The following is a 16,004-nucleotide window of genomic DNA, read 5'->3' as shown; positions in this document are numbered from 1 at the left end:
CACCGAAGACCAGTACGGCGACAACTGCGAAAAATGCGGCGCGACCTACGCACCGACCGACCTGAAGGATCCGAAGTCAGCGATCTCCGGCGCCACTCCGGTGCTCAAGGATTCCCAGCACTTCTTCTTCAAGCTGCCGGATTTCCAGGAAATGCTGCAGGTCTGGACCCGCAGCGGCACCCTGCAAGACGCCGTGGCCAACAAGATCGCCGAATGGCTGGATGCCGGCCTGCAGCAGTGGGACATTTCCCGCGATGCGCCGTATTTCGGTTTCGAGATTCCGGGCGAACCGGGCAAGTATTTCTACGTCTGGCTGGATGCGCCGATCGGTTACATGGCCAGCTTCAAGAACCTCTGCAACCGCACGCCGGAGCTGGACTTCGACGCGTTCTGGGGCAAGGATTCGACTGCCGAGCTGTACCACTTCATCGGCAAGGACATCGTCAATTTCCACGCGCTGTTCTGGCCAGCCATGCTCGAAGGCGCCGGCTACCGCAAGCCGACCGGCATCAACGTGCACGGCTACCTGACCGTCAATGGTCAGAAAATGTCCAAGTCGCGCGGCACCTTCATCAAGGCCCGCACTTATCTGGATCATCTGTCGCCGGAATACCTGCGCTATTACTACGCAGCCAAGCTGGGCCGTGGCGTCGATGACCTCGATCTGAACCTCGAAGACTTCGTGCAGAAGGTCAACTCCGACCTGGTCGGCAAAGTGGTCAACATCGCCAGCCGTTGCGCCGGATTTATCCACAAAGGCAACGGCGGCCTGCTGGTCGACAACAATGCCGCGCCGGAGCTGACCGAGGCTTTCCTCGCCGCCGCGCCGAGCATTGCCGACGCCTACGAGGCCCGCGATTTTGCCCGCGCCATGCGTGAAACCATGGCCCTGGCTGACCGCGCCAACGCGTGGATCGCCGACAAGGCGCCGTGGTCGTTGAACAAGCAGGAAGGCAAGCAGGATGAAGTCCAGGCAATCTGCGCCACCGGCATCAACCTGTTCCGCCAGTTGGTGATCTTCCTCAAACCGGTACTGCCGCTGCTGGCCGCAGATGCCGAGGCGTTCCTCAACGTCGCGCCGCTGACCTGGAATGACCACACCACCCTGCTGGCCGATCACCAGCTCAACGAATTCAAACCGTTGATGACCCGCATCGACCCGGTAAAAGTGCAAGCCATGACCGACGCCTCCAAGGAAGACCTGACCGCCAGCCAGACCGACACTGGCGCAGCCGCCCCTGCGGGCAACGGCGAACTGGCCAAGGATCCGCTGTCGCCGGAAATCGATTTCGACGCCTTTGCCGCCATCGATTTGCGCGTCGCTTTGATCGTCAAGGCCGAACACGTCGAAGGCGCGGACAAGCTGCTGCGCCTGACCCTCGACATCGGTGACGAGCAACGCAACGTGTTCTCCGGGATCAAGAGCGCGTATCCGGACCCGTCCAAGCTCGACGGTCGTCTGACCATGATGATCGCCAACCTCAAGCCACGGAAAATGAAGTTCGGTATTTCCGAAGGCATGGTGATGGCAGCCGGTCCCGGCGGTGAAGAGATCTACCTGCTGAGCCCTGACAGCGGCGCCAAGCCGGGTCAGCGCATCAAGTAAGACGTTGCGATAAAACGATCCCACCGACGTGCTCTGCATGCCGGTGGGATTTTTCATATCTGGCCCGATAGTGCCTACCCTTAAGAGACACCCGCCCGTTTCGCTGGCAGAACCATGACCGAACTCGTGTTAACGCTGATCAGTGCTGCGCTGCTCAACAATTTCGTGTTGCACTGGCCGCTGGGCGTCGCTCCGCTGCTGGCGGGCAACCGACGCCAGGTGCATGCGCTGGGGTTGGCGACGTTGTGCCTGATGGTGGTGGTCGGCGTTATCGGTCAGGCGATCTGGCAGTGGATACTGCTGCCGTTGCAGCTTGAAGCGCTGCGCCTGTTCGTGTTTCTGCCGCTGAGTGTGTTGATGATCGCGCCGCTACTGAAACTGCTGACGCGCGGGCTGCCGGATTGGCCGTTCGACGGATTGTGGCCGCTGCTGCTCGGCAATGCCGGCGTACTCGGGCTGGCGTTGATCAATGCGCAAAATGATCAAGGCCTGCTGCACGCGACAGCATTGAGTTTCGGCGCCGGGCTGGGTTTCTGGCTGGTGTTGAATGTGTTCTGCGACCTGCGCGAGCGCACGGCCGACAACGATATTCCCCTGCCCTTTCGCGGCCTGCCGATCGATCTGATCAGCGCCGGACTGATCGCAGTGATTTTTCTCGGATTCAGTGGATTGATCAAAACATGAGTCTGCTTCAACGCATCGATGCCCTGCTGCCGCAGACCCAATGCGGCAAGTGCGGACATCCCGGATGCAAACCCTATGCACAAGGCATTGTTGACGGTGAGCCGATCAACAAGTGCCCGCCGGGCGGCGAAGAAACCATCGCTGCCCTGGCCGAGCTGTTGAAAATACCGGTCCTGGAACTGGATATCAGCCGTGGCCCGGCACCGCCGCAAGTCGCCTTCATCCGCGAGGCCGAATGCATCGGCTGCACCAAGTGCATTCAGGCCTGCCCGGTCGACGCCATCGTCGGCGCGGCAAAACTCATGCACACGGTGCTGATCGACGAGTGCACCGGTTGTGATCTGTGCGTTGCGCCGTGCCCGGTCGACTGCATCGAAATGCATCCTTTGCCTGCGAACACGATCCCAGTGGTTGGCGGTCTCGCATTTGATCTCGAAGAACAGCGCGCCCGCGCGATCAAACGTGACCACGCGCGCCAGCGTTTCGAGCGCCGCAATCAGCGCCTGCTGCGTGAAGAACAGCAAAAGCAGGCCGAACGTGAAGCGCGAGCCGCGCGTGCGGTACAACCGCAAGTATCGACCGGCGACCCGGTGCAGGCTGCGCTGGAGCGGGTGCGTGCGCAAAAAGCCGCGAACGCAGATGCGGCGCTGAAGAAGGCCAAGGTCGATGTGGCGATGAGTCGGGCTCAGTTGCATAAATCGCTGAAAGCTTTCGGCCATCCGCCGACGTTCGAACAGCAGTCGCAACTGATCGTCCTGCAGCAACAATTCGAAGCCGCCGAGCAAGCACTGGCGAAGCTGGAAAGCAGCCAACCGGTGATTCCCGCCGTCTCTGCTCCGAGCAACGACGCCGAACTCAAGCGAGCCAAGATCCAGTTGGCCATGCGCCGCGCCGAGTTGAAAAAGGCTCAGGCAGCGGAGGCTGCGCCGGAGCAGATCGCAGCACTGGAGCAAGCCGTGACTGACGCCGAGCGCCAGGTGCAAGACCATGCCACCCCTTGAGGCAGCGGACGATCGCCTGCAACAGGCGATGAATACCGTGCTGCTCGCAGCGCTGCCGGGGCTGCTCGCTTTGTTCTGGTTGTATGGCTGGGGCGTGTTGATCAATCTGCTGTTGGCGGTTGCCAGTGCTTTGCTCGTCGAAGCCGGGGTCGCCCATCTGCGTCGGCAAGCGGTGCAAGCGGCACTGCGTGATGGCAGCGCGCTGGTCAGTGCGATGTTGCTGGCCGCCGCGCTGCCGGCTTATTGCCCTTGGTGGCTGACTGTCATTGCGACCGCTTCAGGTCTGTTGTTCGGCAAACATCTGTATGGCGGCGTCGGCAAAAACCCGTTCAACCCGGCGATGCTTGGTTTTGCCCTGAGCATGGTGCTGTTTCCGCAAGCGATGACCCACTGGCCCGGTCATGGCCTCGGTTTCCTCTCGGCGTTGCAACAGGTTTTCAACCCGGCTCCAGCACCGGACGCCTGGGCGCAGGCCACGGCACTGGACAGTCTGCGCATCAATAAAAGCCTGACCATCGATGAGCTGTTCGCCAGCAACCCGGCCTTCGGCCGCTTCGGCGGACGCGGTGTGGAATGGGTGAATCTGGCGTTTCTGCTCGGCGGTCTGTGGCTGTTGCAGCGGCGGATCTTCTCCTGGCATGCGCCGGTGGGGATGCTCGCCAGTCTGTTCCTCATCAGCCTGTTGTGCTGGAACGGATCGGGGTCCGATTCCCATGGTTCGCCGCTGTTTCATCTGCTCAGCGGCGCAACCATGCTCGGTGCATTTTTTATCGTGACAGAACCTGTGTCCGGCGCGAAAAGCGCCCTCGCCCGCCTGCTGTTCGGCATTGGCGTCGGCTTGCTCACGTACCTGATTCGCACATGGGGCGGATACCCGGACGGCGTCGCGTTTGCGGTATTGCTGATGAATCTGCTGGTGCCGACGCTGGAGCGCTTCGCCGCCAGCCGCCATCTGCCGGTGAGCACATGAACCGCTCGGCGAGTGTCGTGACGGTTGTACTGCTGGCTCTCGTAGGCGCGAGCGCGACATACGTGTTGCAGCGCAGCAGTGCACCGCAGATTGCCAGCGAGCAGCGCTTGCTCGATAGCCGCCAACTGCTCGATGTCATGCCTGCAGCGCTCTACGACAATCAGCCGCTGGAGCAACCGCTGACGCTCGCCGAGCCTGCTTTGCGCCATAGCACGCTGTCAGGCGGCTATCGAGCGACCCGCTCCGGACAGACAGTTGCAGTGCTGTTGCGTAGTCGCAGTGAAGGTTACGCAGGTACTCTGGAACTGCTGATTGCCATTGATGCTAATGGCAAACTTTTAGGCGTGAAAACCCTTGAGCAGCGCGAAACGCCAGGATTGGGTGGTTACATCGGTGAATGGCCGAATGCCTGGCTTCAGGCCTTCGTCGGCAAATCCCGTACTGAGCCGACAGACGCCGGTTGGGCGTTGAAAAAGGATCAGGGGCAGTTCGATCAGATCGCTGGCGCGACCATTACCTCCCGTGCCGCCATTGACGCAATTCATGACGCACTGCGTTATTTCGACGAGCATCGGGCGCTGCTGTTGGGGACTGACCCATGAAGCGCACGGTGAATTTATTGATGCTGGTGCCGCTACTGGGCGCCACACCAACATTCAGCGCTGCACTGGGGATAACCTTGATGCTCAGCGCGGTACTCGGTGTATTTGCCGTCTGCATGTCGCCGCTGCGCGAGCGCCTGACGGGCACCCGTGCCTTGCTCGCCAGCCTGATACTTGCTGCGACGTTGACCAGTTGCGCGGATATTGTGGCGCAACGCTGTTTTTTGCCATGGCAGCAGACGTCTGAGCTCTACATAGGGCTGATCGCCTTGCACTGCGTCGTGCTTGAATACCACGGTGCCTTCCGCGACCCCGTCGCTGTCAGCTTCAAACGCTGCGCCATGTTAGGCGCGCTCATGCTGGTAGTCGGCGGGCTGCGCGAGATTATCGGTTATGGCAGCCTTGGCCGAGGCCTTTCGGAGCATTGGTCAGGTCTGGTTTTGTTCCCCGAAGGGCTGCGTCTGATTACGCTGGTTCCCGGCGCTTTCGTTTTACTGGGCCTGCTTCTCGCCGCCCGTCAGGCGTGGACACGCCGCAACTCTGTCATCAAGGAAACGCATCGCCCATGAATGCTGCAAAACGTCTTGAGATATTTCGCCGACTGCACGAAGACAATCCCGAGCCGAAAACCGAACTGGCCTACTCTTCGCCGTTCGAGCTGCTGATTGCGGTGATTCTTTCGGCGCAGTCCACCGATGTCGGCGTCAACAAGGCGACTGCCAAACTCTTTCCCGTCGCCAATACACCCGCCGCTATTCATGCGCTGGGTGTCGAGGGGCTGTCCGAGTACATTAAGACCATCGGCCTCTACAACAGCAAGGCGAAAAACGTCATCGAAACCTGCCGTCTGCTGGTTGAGCGTCATGGCGGTGAAGTCCCGCAAACCCGGGAAGAACTGGAAGCCCTGCCGGGCGTCGGACGCAAGACCGCCAACGTGGTGCTCAACACCGCTTTCCGTCAATTGACCATGGCGGTCGACACGCACATTTTCCGCGTCAGCAATCGCACCGGCATCGCGCCGGGGAAAAATGTGGTGGAAGTTGAAATGAAGTTGATGAAGTTTGTACCGAAAGAATTCCTGCTCGACTCCCATCACTGGCTGATTTTGCATGGCCGCTATGTTTGCCTGGCGCGTAAACCGCGCTGTGGCAGCTGCCGCATCGAAGATCTGTGCGAATACAAACATAAAACTTCTGACGATTGAGCCGTCATCGGTTTTTCGTATCCATCGATTGAAAAAATCTTTTTTACCCGCCGCAGTAATGTCGATATAAGGAGCGCCAAAGGCAGTCTTAGCCGGGAGTTGACTTCATGAGTACCGACAAAGAGCAACTGGATGTAGAAGAAGATTTTATTGCCGTCGAGGCCGATGAGGTCGAACCGGTGGTCGAGGTGGCGAAGACCAACCTCAGCAAGCGTCGCACAATCGACAACCTGCTTGAGGAGCGCCGACTGCAAAGGCAATTGGCCGATTACGATTTTGATCTGTGATACCTGAAGGCCTCCCGAAGCGGAGGCTTTTCATTTTCTGCGACAACCGAGCTTGATCGGCCCATGACGGTCTCAGCTGTCGAATCGTTCAAACCAGGCCGTTGCGCTGCGCCAACTCGATCAGATCAACCAGAGACCGCGCATTGAGTTTCAGCAACAGGCGAGTCTTGTAAGTGCTTACAGTCTTGTTGCTCAAAAACATGCCGTCGGCGATTTCCTTGTTGGTCTTGCCGCGCGCCAATTGCTGCAACACCATCATTTCCCGCCCGGACAGACGATCAACCATGTCCGCCTCACTCGCATTGCCCAGACTGGTACGCACAGTGTGCAGGGCCTGATTGGGGAAATAGCTGTAGCCGGACAGAACTGCCTTGATCGCACTCAGCAGTTCGGTCAGATCCTGCTGCTTGCACACATAACCCGCTGCACCCGATTGCATGCAACGCATTGAAAAATGTCCGGGAGCCTGGGAAGTCAGCACCAGCACTTTCACCGGCATGGCGGTGGAAGTCAGGCGAGCAATAACTTCCAGTCCATCGAGTTTGGGTATTCCAATATCCAGAATGACAAGATCCGGTATTTGTTCACGAGCAATTTGTAGTGCATCAACGCCATTATCCGTTTCTGCAATGACTTCGTAGCCATGCCGTTCCATCAGCATACGTACCGCAAGTCGAATGACGGGGTGGTCATCCACGATCAGCACTTTATTCATGGGCAAGTCCAGTTTTCGCTGTTCGAATTTTTAGAACACGCACGATATCCCAGTCACTTGCTTCAAGGGATGGCAACTTTTACACGCATTTGCATCGAGAGACATTCCCTACAGGCATTGAGGATAATTCCCACAAATAGGTCCCGTCGCATCCATCGCAACTGCTTCCCGTCCTTCAAGACCGCAGCGAATTTCCGTTTACTGCGCACACGTCCTACGCAGCTGCGAATTCCAATCGAGCCATCTGAAATTTCCTGGACCACTTTTGCCGGCTGCCGACTCGACATATGACGTAACGAACCGCCGCTACTGCATATTCGACGCACCGGCAGCCCTTCTATAAAACTTGAAACAACAGCCTGAAACTTCAATGAAGGCTTTTGCTATATATAGAAATATTCAACCTCAAACAAACAGCATAGAACTTGAATCATGCTCAAGATAACGAACAAGATCACTAACCCAATGACCGTCATCGCGATATTCGCCATTATCTCGGAAACTTCAGCGGCGGTATCGCTGCCGTTTCTCGACAACAAGGACCGGGAGATTTATGTCTGGTTTCTGATCAGCTTTCCGTTTTACTTGTTATTTCTTTTTTTTATCACGCTGAACTTCAACCACCGCTCACTCTACTCGCCCTCGGATTTCGGCAAGGACAAAAATTTCCTGAAGGCGGCTGAACATTCGGAACGCGACAGCGAACGAAAAGTACCGTTGCGAAAAACCGATGGATCGTGCGCTTTCGAGATAACCAGCTGCGTGGTGTCCAGCAACACTGGGAGCGGCGGATTCCAGCGTCCATGCAGGATTCACAACGCGCCTGACCCACCAACCGATATCGATGGCCAAGCGAACCCCGTGGTGCAGACGATCAAACTGTCACCGCTGATAAGCGAACTGAACATCATCGACGCCCGGGACGTTGATGCGTCCAGGGAGTTCGATGCGATTCTCGACACTCTTCGGAGCGCCGGTAAAAAAAATCCGCGAGTGCTGGTTTTTCTGTCGAATCATGTTTCGGACTCTCTGGCGCATACTTCGCTGCAACAGATCAAACAGGCGAAGAAAAGCTCAGGTGCAACACTGTGTGTCGTTTACAACCTGTGCACACAGACAGTTACCCTGCTGGGGCGAACCAGCTGACAGGCGTGGCACATCCCGCAAGCGGGCAGACAAGAGAAACGGCTTGATGAACCCGATGAAAATTCCGAAAAAAAAGGCGGCCCTGAACTGGCCGCCTTTTTTATTGCGCGTGGGTCTGAGCCACTTAGAACAACTTGCGGCCCTTGTTGGCAGCAATACGCATGCGCAGCGCGTTGAGCTTGATGAAGCCCGCCGCGTCGGCCTGGTTGTAAGCGCCGCCATCTTCTTCGAAGGTGGCGATGTTGGCGTCGAACAGCGAATCGTCGGACTTGCGACCGGTGACGATGACGTTGCCCTTGTACAGCTTCAGGCGCACTACGCCGTTCACGTTGACCTGCGAAGCATCGATCATCTGTTGCAGCATCAGACGCTCAGGGCTCCACCAGTAACCGGTGTAGATCAGGCTGGCGTACTTGGGCATCAGCTCGTCTTTGAGGTGAGCGACTTCGCGGTCCAGAGTGATCGATTCGATGGCGCGGTGAGCGCGCAGCATGATGGTGCCGCCCGGGGTTTCGTAGCAGCCACGGGACTTCATGCCGACATAACGGTTTTCGACGATGTCGAGACGACCGATGCCGTGCTCGCCGCCGATCCTGTTCAGCGTCGCCAGTACGGTGGCCGGGGTCATTTCGACGCCGTCCAGCGCGACGATGTCGCCGTTGCGGTAGGTCAGTTCCAGGTACTGCGGGGTGTCGGGAGCCTTCTCCGGGGAGACGGTCCAGCGCCACATGTCTTCTTCGTGCTCGGTCCAGGTGTCTTCCAGCACGCCGCCTTCATAAGAGATGTGCAGCAGGTTGGCGTCCATCGAGTACGGGGATTTCTTCTTGCCGTGGCGTTCGATCGGGATCGCGTGCTTCTCGGCGTAGTCCATCAGCTTCTCGCGCGACAGCAGGTCCCACTCGCGCCAAGGGGCAATAACTTTTACGCCTGGCTTGAGCGCGTAGGCGCCCAGTTCGAAGCGCACCTGGTCGTTGCCCTTGCCGGTGGCGCCGTGGGAAATGGCGTCGGCGCCGGTTTCGTTGGCGATTTCGATCAGGCGCTTGGCGATCAGCGGACGGGCGATGGAAGTACCCAGCAGGTACTCGCCTTCGTAAACGGTGTTGGCGCGGAACATCGGGAACACGAAATCACGCACGAATTCTTCGCGCAGGTCGTCGATGTAGATTTCTTTGACGCCCATGGCCTGAGCCTTGGCGCGGGCCGGCTCGACCTCTTCGCCTTGACCGAGATCAGCGGTGAAGGTCACCACTTCACAGTTATAAGTATCCTGCAGCCACTTGAGGATCACCGAAGTGTCCAGGCCGCCGGAATACGCCAGAACGACCTTGTTTACGTCCGCCATGCCATCACTCCACGGGGTTCTACGGAAAGCCGGGGAGTCTACCGCTCAAACGCGATAATTTACAGAGGCGCGACAGCTTAAGACGACAAAGCGACAGAATCTGTCGAGAGCGCGACGATGACCGGCGAGTCAGGAAGTCGTTGCGGCCGTGGCCGGCGTACTCGCTTGCGGCGCCGGAGCCGGGGCGGTAGTCGGTGCGACGCGCGACAGTTTCACGTTGACCCGACGGTTCTTCGCACGATTGGCCTTGCTGGTGTTGGGCACGATCGGATACTGCTCGCCGTGGAAACGCACGGTGATCTGCGATTCCTGAATGCCGTTGGCCTTGAAGAAATCCACCACCGCCAGCGCGCGGCGCCGCGACAATTCGCGGTTGGTCAGACGATTGCCGCTGTTGTCGGAATGGCCGTCGAGGTCGATGTGGTTCACCGTCGGGTCGGCCTTCATGTATTCGAGCATCACTTGCAGCTTGGCCTTGGCAGCCGGGTCCAGCTCAACGCCTTCGCCGGGGAAGCCGATCTGCGACTGCTTGATCTGGTCGAAATTCTGCGGCAGCAATTTCGCCACACAGCCTTGATAGTCGTTGAACGCCTTGCTGAATTTCACCGGCAACAAACGCACTTCGGAGACGCGGCCATCGCCAGACGCACGGCGTACCACCGGGCTGCGACCGTCCAGCAGACCGCTGATCAATCCCCCGGCCTGGGATTGCGAGCTGTTGAACAACACATTGCCGCTGCCCAGACGCACAGAGCCCAGATTGATGTCGCCACGCCCTGGCTGCCAAGGTGCAGCGGCAGCGAGCAAGGTCGCCGAGCCGCCACCAAGCATGGCGTTGTAGGCATTCAGGCGGAAGATCGCCTGCTCACCGGCCTTGCGCACGAATTCGCCCGAGCCGAAATCGGTGATCGGCTGCGTCAGGCGGCATTCGAACTGGTCGCCGGCGACCGTCCACTCAATGTTCTCCAGACGGGTCTGGTAAGTCAGCGCCATCGCGGGAAGGCTGGCAAACACACTGAGCAGGGCTAAATAACGCTGGCGCACGGGAGGCTCCATTGGCTTGTGAAACACAAACACCGATTCACACAATGTTTACGGCATACCTCCGGGATATCGGACGCTCGTGGCAAAACTTGATAGCGGGTGCCTGCAAGAGTCTTTTCCGGTAGCATTCGCCTCAGTTTGACCCGCCTGGAATCCCCTCATGTCCGACCGCCTGACCCTGCTGCGTCCCGACGACTGGCACATTCATCTTCGCGATGGTGCCGTTTTGACCAATACCGTTGCCGATGTGGCCCGCACCTTCGGGCGCGCGATCATCATGCCGAACCTGGTACCGCCGGTGCGCAACGCCGCTGAAGCCGACGGCTATCGTCAGCGCATTCTGGCTGCCCGCCCGGCCGGCAGTCAGTTCGAGCCATTGATGGTGCTGTACCTCACCGACCGCACCCAACCGGAAGAAATTCGTCAGGCCAAGGCCAGCGGTTTCGTCTACGCCGCCAAGCTGTACCCGGCCGGCGCGACCACCAACTCCGATTCCGGCGTGACCAGCATCGACAAGATCTTCCCGGCGCTGGAAGCCATGGCCGAAGTCGGCATGCCGCTGTTGATCCACGGTGAAGTCACCCGTGGCGACGTCGATGTATTCGACCGCGAAAAGATTTTCATCGACGAGCACATGCGCCGCGTGGTCGAGCGTTTCCCGACACTGAAAGTGGTGTTCGAACACATCACCACTGGCGACGCCGTGCAGTTCGTCAACGAGGCTTCGGCCAACGTTGGCGCGACCATCACCGCGCATCACCTGCTTTACAACCGCAACCACATGCTGGTCGGCGGGATTCGGCCGCACTTCTACTGCTTGCCGATTCTCAAGCGCAACACCCATCAGGAAGCCTTGCTCGACGCCGCCACCAGCGGCAGCGCCAAGTTCTTCCTCGGCACCGACTCGGCGCCCCACGCCCAGCACGCCAAGGAAGCCGCCTGCGGTTGCGCCGGTTGCTATACCGCCTACGCCGCCATCGAGATGTATGCCGAAGCGTTCGAACAGCGTAACGCGCTGGACAAGCTCGAAGCCTTCGCCAGCCTCAACGGCCCACGCTTCTACGGCCTGCCGGCAAATACCGATCGCATCACCCTGGTCCGTGAAGAATGGACCGCCCCGACCAGTCTGCCATTTGGCGAGCTGACCGTTATCCCGCTGCGCGCCGGTGAAAAACTGCGCTGGCGCCTGCTGGAGGAACACGCGTGAGTGAAGACAATTTCGACGATGAACTGGACGGTCAAGGTGGCGGCGGCGGTTCCCGTCATCCGATGGCAGCGCGTTTTCGCGGCTACCTGCCGGTTGTCGTCGACGTAGAAACCGGTGGCTTCAACGCAGCCACCGATGCCTTGCTGGAGATTGCCGCGACCACCATCGCCATGGATGAAAAGGGTTTCGTCTACCCGGATCACACCTACTTCTTCCGCGTCGAGCCATTCGAAGGCGCCAACGTTGAAGCGGCAGCGCTGGAGTTCACCGGGATCAAGCTCGATCACCCGCTGCGCATGGCCGTCAGCGAAGAAACCGCGCTGACCGACATCTTCCGTGGCATCCGCAAGGCGCTGAAAGCCAACGGCTGCAAGCGGGCAATTCTGGTCGGGCACAACAGCAGTTTCGACCTGGGCTTCCTCAATGCAGCAGTTGCGCGCCTGGACATGAAGCGCAACCCGTTCCACCCGTTCTCCAGTTTCGACACCGCGACCCTGGCGGGTCTGGCGTACGGTCAGACCGTGCTGGCGAAAGCCTGTCAGGCGGCCGGCATCGATTTCGACGGTCGTGAAGCGCACTCGGCGCGTTACGACACCGAAAAGACTGCTGAGCTGTTCTGCGGCATCGTCAATCGCTGGAAGCAGATGGGCGGCTGGGAAGACTTCGACGACTGATCCTCGGCGAGCAAATCCCGCGCATGAAAAAACCGGCCACGTGGGCCGGTTTTTTTGTACCTCGACGTTGCGCCTTACAGGGCCGCAGCGTTCTCGGTCAGGTAAGCCGCAACGCCTTCCGGCGAAGCGTTCATGCCTTTGTCGCCTTTCTTCCAGTTGGCCGGGCAGACTTCGCCGTGCTCTTCGTGAAATTGCAGCGCGTCGACCAGACGGATCAGCTCTTCCATGTTACGGCCCAGCGGCAGGTCGTTGATGATCTGCGAGCGAACCACGCCTTTGTCGTCGATCAGGAACGCGCCACGGAAAGCCACGCCGCCTTCGGATTCAACGTCGTATGCCTTGGCGATGTCGTGCTTCATGTCGGCAGCCATGGTGTATTTCACCTGGCCGATGCCGCCATTGTTCACTGGAGTGTTGCGCCAGGCGTTGTGGGTGAAGTGCGAGTCGATCGACACAGCGATCACTTCAACGTTGCGCGCCTTGAAGTCAGCCATGCGGTTGTCCAGAGCGATCAGCTCGGACGGGCAGACGAAGGTGAAGTCCAGCGGGTAGAAGAACACCAGGCCGTATTTGCCTTTGATGGCCGAGGACAGGGTGAAGCTGTCAACGATCTCGCCATTGCCGAGTACGGCCGGGACGGTGAAGTCTGGGGCTTGTTTGCCTACGAGTACGCTCATTGATATCTCCTGGTGTAAAAACTTGAAGTTCAGGGTCCGGGCCAGCCTGTCACCCTCAGGCGACAGCCCTGTGACACGAACCCTCTTCGCAAGGGACGACCATCATACACTGCGTGTTTGGCCTGTCCGTAACGGATTTTCCCTGTTCGGTTATCCACTGCGTATTCATGGGGTCAGACGCGCATTTGGAAAATACCGTTCGTCAGTCGCTGGGAAATTGGCTGCGAAGCGTTCCGAAAGCACTTTGACAATCATTCTCGTTAACATTAAGATCCATCGCAATTGAGTCACAACCAGCGACGGTTCTTACTTATGTATGTTTGCCTCTGCACTGGCGTCACCGACGGACAGATCCGCGAAGCGATCTATGAAGGTTGCTGCAGCTACAAAGAAGTTCGCCAGGCCACCGGCGTCGCCAGCCAGTGTGGCAAATGCGCCTGCCTTGCCAAGGAAGTGGTGCGCGAAACCCTGACCAAGCTGCAAACCGCCCAGGCCGCGATCCCTTACCCGGTAGAATTTACTGCTGCGTAAATGCCCCATTTCAAAGAACCGGACTAGATGTCCGGTTTTTTTATGCCTGAAAATCAATTGCTTAGCGTCCAGACGCGGAACACAAACATTCTTATTCCGATTAATTTTCATTTATTATTCAATAACTTAGGTTTGACACTTATAACTGCCAAGCTCAAACTCCGCCTTATATACGGTTAATTCAGGGCAGGACTCCGATCATGAAAGGCGACATTACAGTCATCCAGCATCTCAACAAGATCCTCGCCAATGAGCTGGTCGCGATCAATCAGTACTTCCTGCATGCGCGCATGTATGAAGATTGGGGTCTGAACAAGCTCGGCAAGCACGAATATCACGAATCCATCGACGAGATGAAACACGCGGACAAGCTGATCAAGCGCATCCTGTTCCTTGAAGGCCTGCCGAACGTTCAAGACCTGGGCAAGCTGCACATCGGCGAGCACACCCGCGAGATGCTCGAATGCGACCTGCGCATCGAAAAGACCGGCCACGCCGATCTGAAAGCCGCCATCGCCCATTGCGAAACCGTTGGCGACTTCGGCAGCCGTGAACTGCTCGAAGACATTCTCGAGTCGGAAGAAGAACACATCGACTGGCTGGAAACCCAGCTCGGCCTGATCGACAAGATCGGCCTGGAAAACTATCTGCAGTCGCAGATGGGCGAAGAGTAGGAGCTGTCGAGTGAAACTCTATGAAAGTAGAATCAGGCTTCGGACTTGTTCGCCGCTGCCGCTTCCACAGCCGCCTTGATGGTGCTTTGCAGCGAACCGTCTGCAGCCATCTCGGTCATGATGTCGCTGCCGCCGACCAGCTCACCGCCGACCCACAGTTGCGGGAAAGTCGGCCAGTTGGCGTACTTTGGCAGGTTGGCGCGGATTTCCGGGTTCTGCAGGATGTCCACGTACGCGAACTTTTCACCACAGGCCATCACGGCTTGCGCAGCTTTCGCGGAGAAGCCGCACTGCGGGGCATTCGGCGAGCCTTTCATGTAAAGCAGAATGGTGTTGTTGGCAATCTGCTCTTTAATCGTTTCGATGATATCCATGGAGCACCTCGGCTGAACTTTCCGACTCAGGGGTCGGCACGGTGGCGCATTGTAACGGAATCCCGAGCGCCATGCTCGGTCTCCCCGACAGACCCGCTCAAGCCGCCGCCACCGTCACCGGCACACCGTTCAACGCCGCGTTGCCCGACAGTTCGTCGAGCTGGCACTCGTCGGTCAGGTCGTTGGCGCTCGATCCCGGCTGGCCGCTGGCGATCGCCATCTGCACGCCCGGGCGCGCATGGCCCCAACCGTGGGGCAGGCTGACCACGCCTTTCATCATGTCGAGACTGGCGAGCACTTCCACCTCGATCTGCCCGACCCGCGAACTCACCCGAACCCGTTGCCCGTCAGCCAGGCCACGGCTGGCCAGATCATCCGGGTGCATCAGCAACTGATGCCGCGGCTTGCCCTTCACCAGTCGATGGAAGTTGTGCATCCACGAATTGTTGCTGCGCACATGGCGGCGACCGATCATCAACAATTCATCGGCTGCCGGCGCCTGCAACGCGGCAAAGCGTGCGAGGTCGGCGAGAATTTCCGGCGGTGCGGCCTGGATACGCTGATTCGGCGTTTTCAGACGTGACGCCAGATTCGGCTTCAGTGCCCCCAGATCAATGCCGTGCGGATGATCGAACAGCGTCGCCAGCGACAGCTTGTGCTCGGACGCATCGCCGTAGCGGCCCATGCGCAGGCCCATGTCGATCATCTTCGCCGGCGGCATCGTCGGTTTCAGTTCTTTACCGGTTTTCTCGGCGAAGGCCTTGGCCAGCCCGACGAAGATCTCCCAATCATGCAAAGCTCCCTCGGGCTTGCCGAGGATGGCGCGATTGAAGCGGGTGACGTTACGCACCGCGAACAGATTGAACGTGGTGTCGTAGTGATCGTTTTCCAGCGCCGAGGTCGACGGCAGGATCAGATCGGCATAGCGCGTGGTTTCGTTGATGTACAGGTCGATGCTGAGCATGAAGTCGAGGCCGTCCAGCGCCTGCTCCAGCTGCCGGCCGTTGGGTGTCGACAACACCGGGTTGCCGGCCACAGTGATCAGCGCGCGGATCTGCCCCTCGCCCTCCGTGAGCATCTCTTCGGCCAGTGCCGAGACCGGCAACTCGCCGCCGTATTCAGGACGCCCGGAAACCCGGCTCTGCCATTTGTTGAAATGCCCGCCCGAGGTCGACGCCACCAGATCCACCGCCGGCTCGGTGCAAAGAGCACCGCCAACGCGGTCGAGATTGCCGGTGACCAGATTGATCAACTGCACCACCCAGT

General features: G+C 58.9%; 19 protein-coding genes. 13 read left to right on the top strand and 6 right to left on the bottom strand.

The features are described from left to right. From metG to OQK_RS16835, 8 genes are all read left to right on the top strand, one after another. Positions 1 to 1,606, top strand: a 1,606-nt coding sequence (gene metG / locus OQK_RS16870; RefSeq protein ID WP_038861023.1) for a methionine--tRNA ligase, incomplete at its 5' end; no start/stop codon positions are given. Between the two features lie 114 nt (positions 1,607 to 1,720). After that, positions 1,721 to 2,290, top strand: a complete 570-nt coding sequence (locus tag OQK_RS16865) for an electron transport complex protein RnfA (RefSeq protein ID WP_016773415.1) — start codon at positions 1,721 to 1,723, stop codon at positions 2,288 to 2,290. Next, positions 2,287 to 3,291 (top strand): electron transport complex subunit RsxB, encoded by a 1,005-nt coding sequence (gene rsxB, locus OQK_RS16860; protein ID WP_016773414.1) that lies wholly within the window; start codon positions 2,287 to 2,289, stop codon positions 3,289 to 3,291. The genes OQK_RS16865 and rsxB overlap by 4 nt, the downstream gene beginning before the upstream one ends. Further along, positions 3,278 to 4,261, top strand: coding sequence for an RnfABCDGE type electron transport complex subunit D (locus OQK_RS16855; RefSeq protein WP_016773413.1), 984 nt, complete (start codon positions 3,278 to 3,280; stop codon positions 4,259 to 4,261). The genes rsxB and OQK_RS16855 overlap by 14 nt, the downstream gene beginning before the upstream one ends. Further along, the gene (locus OQK_RS16850) at positions 4,258 to 4,863 is read left to right on the top strand and encodes an RnfABCDGE type electron transport complex subunit G (RefSeq protein WP_016773412.1); all 606 of its coding nucleotides are present in this window, start codon (positions 4,258 to 4,260) and stop codon (positions 4,861 to 4,863) included. The genes OQK_RS16855 and OQK_RS16850 overlap by 4 nt, the downstream gene beginning before the upstream one ends. Continuing rightward, positions 4,860 to 5,432, top strand: a complete 573-nt coding sequence (locus OQK_RS16845; RefSeq protein ID WP_016773411.1) for an Rnf-Nqr domain containing protein — start codon at positions 4,860 to 4,862, stop codon at positions 5,430 to 5,432. Before OQK_RS16850 ends, OQK_RS16845 begins: the two co-directional genes overlap by 4 nt. After that, positions 5,429 to 6,067, top strand: coding sequence for an endonuclease III (gene nth / locus OQK_RS16840; RefSeq protein WP_016773410.1), 639 nt, complete (start codon positions 5,429 to 5,431; stop codon positions 6,065 to 6,067). Before OQK_RS16845 ends, nth begins: the two co-directional genes overlap by 4 nt. A 107-nt stretch (positions 6,068 to 6,174) precedes the next feature. Continuing rightward, positions 6,175 to 6,354, top strand: a complete 180-nt coding sequence (locus OQK_RS16835) for a PA3496 family putative envelope integrity protein (RefSeq protein WP_016773409.1) — start codon at positions 6,175 to 6,177, stop codon at positions 6,352 to 6,354. An 88-nt stretch (positions 6,355 to 6,442) separates the two neighbouring features. On the opposite strand, the gene OQK_RS16830 is transcribed toward OQK_RS16835, so the two are convergent. Continuing rightward, on the bottom strand, positions 6,443 to 7,069 hold the full coding sequence (locus tag OQK_RS16830; protein WP_016773408.1) for a response regulator transcription factor: 627 nt from the start codon (positions 7,067 to 7,069) through the stop codon (positions 6,443 to 6,445). A 432-nt stretch (positions 7,070 to 7,501) separates the two neighbouring features. On the opposite strand from OQK_RS16830, the gene OQK_RS16825 reads away from it, so the two are divergent. Beyond that, positions 7,502 to 8,215, top strand: a complete 714-nt coding sequence (locus OQK_RS16825) for a hypothetical protein (protein WP_016773407.1) — start codon at positions 7,502 to 7,504, stop codon at positions 8,213 to 8,215. 124 nt (positions 8,216 to 8,339) lie between these two features. On the opposite strand, the gene OQK_RS16820 is transcribed toward OQK_RS16825, so the two are convergent. After that, positions 8,340 to 9,557 carry an argininosuccinate synthase gene (locus OQK_RS16820; protein ID WP_011335737.1) on the bottom strand — a complete coding sequence of 406 codons (1,218 nt, stop codon included), beginning with the start codon at positions 9,555 to 9,557 and terminating at the stop codon, positions 8,340 to 8,342. A gap of 129 nt (positions 9,558 to 9,686) precedes the next feature. Then, the gene (locus tag OQK_RS16815) at positions 9,687 to 10,601 is read right to left on the bottom strand and encodes a flagellar protein MotY (protein ID WP_016773406.1); all 915 of its coding nucleotides are present in this window, start codon (positions 10,599 to 10,601) and stop codon (positions 9,687 to 9,689) included. 160 nt (positions 10,602 to 10,761) lie between these two features. On the opposite strand from OQK_RS16815, the gene pyrC reads away from it, so the two are divergent. Beyond that, positions 10,762 to 11,808: a dihydroorotase gene (gene pyrC / locus OQK_RS16810; RefSeq protein ID WP_016773405.1), complete on the top strand. Its 1,047-nt coding sequence runs from the start codon at positions 10,762 to 10,764 to the stop codon at positions 11,806 to 11,808. Next, positions 11,805 to 12,482, top strand: coding sequence for a ribonuclease T (gene rnt / locus OQK_RS16805; RefSeq protein ID WP_016773404.1), 678 nt, complete (start codon positions 11,805 to 11,807; stop codon positions 12,480 to 12,482). The genes pyrC and rnt overlap by 4 nt, the downstream gene beginning before the upstream one ends. 74 nt (positions 12,483 to 12,556) lie before the next feature. Here rnt and OQK_RS16800 read toward each other — a convergent pair whose 3' ends face one another. Then, on the bottom strand, positions 12,557 to 13,159 hold the full coding sequence (locus OQK_RS16800) for a peroxiredoxin (RefSeq protein WP_003227723.1): 603 nt from the start codon (positions 13,157 to 13,159) through the stop codon (positions 12,557 to 12,559). Between the two features lie 312 nt (positions 13,160 to 13,471). On the opposite strand from OQK_RS16800, the gene OQK_RS16795 reads away from it, so the two are divergent. Both OQK_RS16795 and bfr read left to right on the top strand, forming a co-directional pair. Then, positions 13,472 to 13,690 (top strand): bacterioferritin-associated ferredoxin, encoded by a 219-nt coding sequence (locus OQK_RS16795; RefSeq protein WP_003227725.1) that lies wholly within the window; start codon positions 13,472 to 13,474, stop codon positions 13,688 to 13,690. Between the two features lie 200 nt (positions 13,691 to 13,890). Continuing rightward, on the top strand, positions 13,891 to 14,364 hold the full coding sequence (gene bfr, locus OQK_RS16790) for a bacterioferritin (RefSeq protein WP_016773403.1): 474 nt from the start codon (positions 13,891 to 13,893) through the stop codon (positions 14,362 to 14,364). Between the two features lie 32 nt (positions 14,365 to 14,396). Here the strand turns inward: bfr and grxD are convergent, their stop codons facing one another. Then, on the bottom strand, positions 14,397 to 14,738 hold the full coding sequence (gene grxD / locus OQK_RS16785; RefSeq protein WP_016773402.1) for a Grx4 family monothiol glutaredoxin: 342 nt from the start codon (positions 14,736 to 14,738) through the stop codon (positions 14,397 to 14,399). Between the two features lie 97 nt (positions 14,739 to 14,835). Continuing rightward, positions 14,836 to 16,004: molybdopterin oxidoreductase family protein (locus tag OQK_RS16780; RefSeq protein WP_038861022.1), on the bottom strand; the 1,169-nt coding region annotated here is incomplete at its 5' end.

It is taken from the genome of Pseudomonas sp. R62 (assembly GCF_000257605.1).
In the GTDB taxonomy this organism is placed as follows: Bacteria; Pseudomonadota; Gammaproteobacteria; order Pseudomonadales; family Pseudomonadaceae; genus Aquipseudomonas; species Aquipseudomonas atacamensis.
This window is presented reverse-complemented; position numbering and strand designations above follow the sequence as displayed.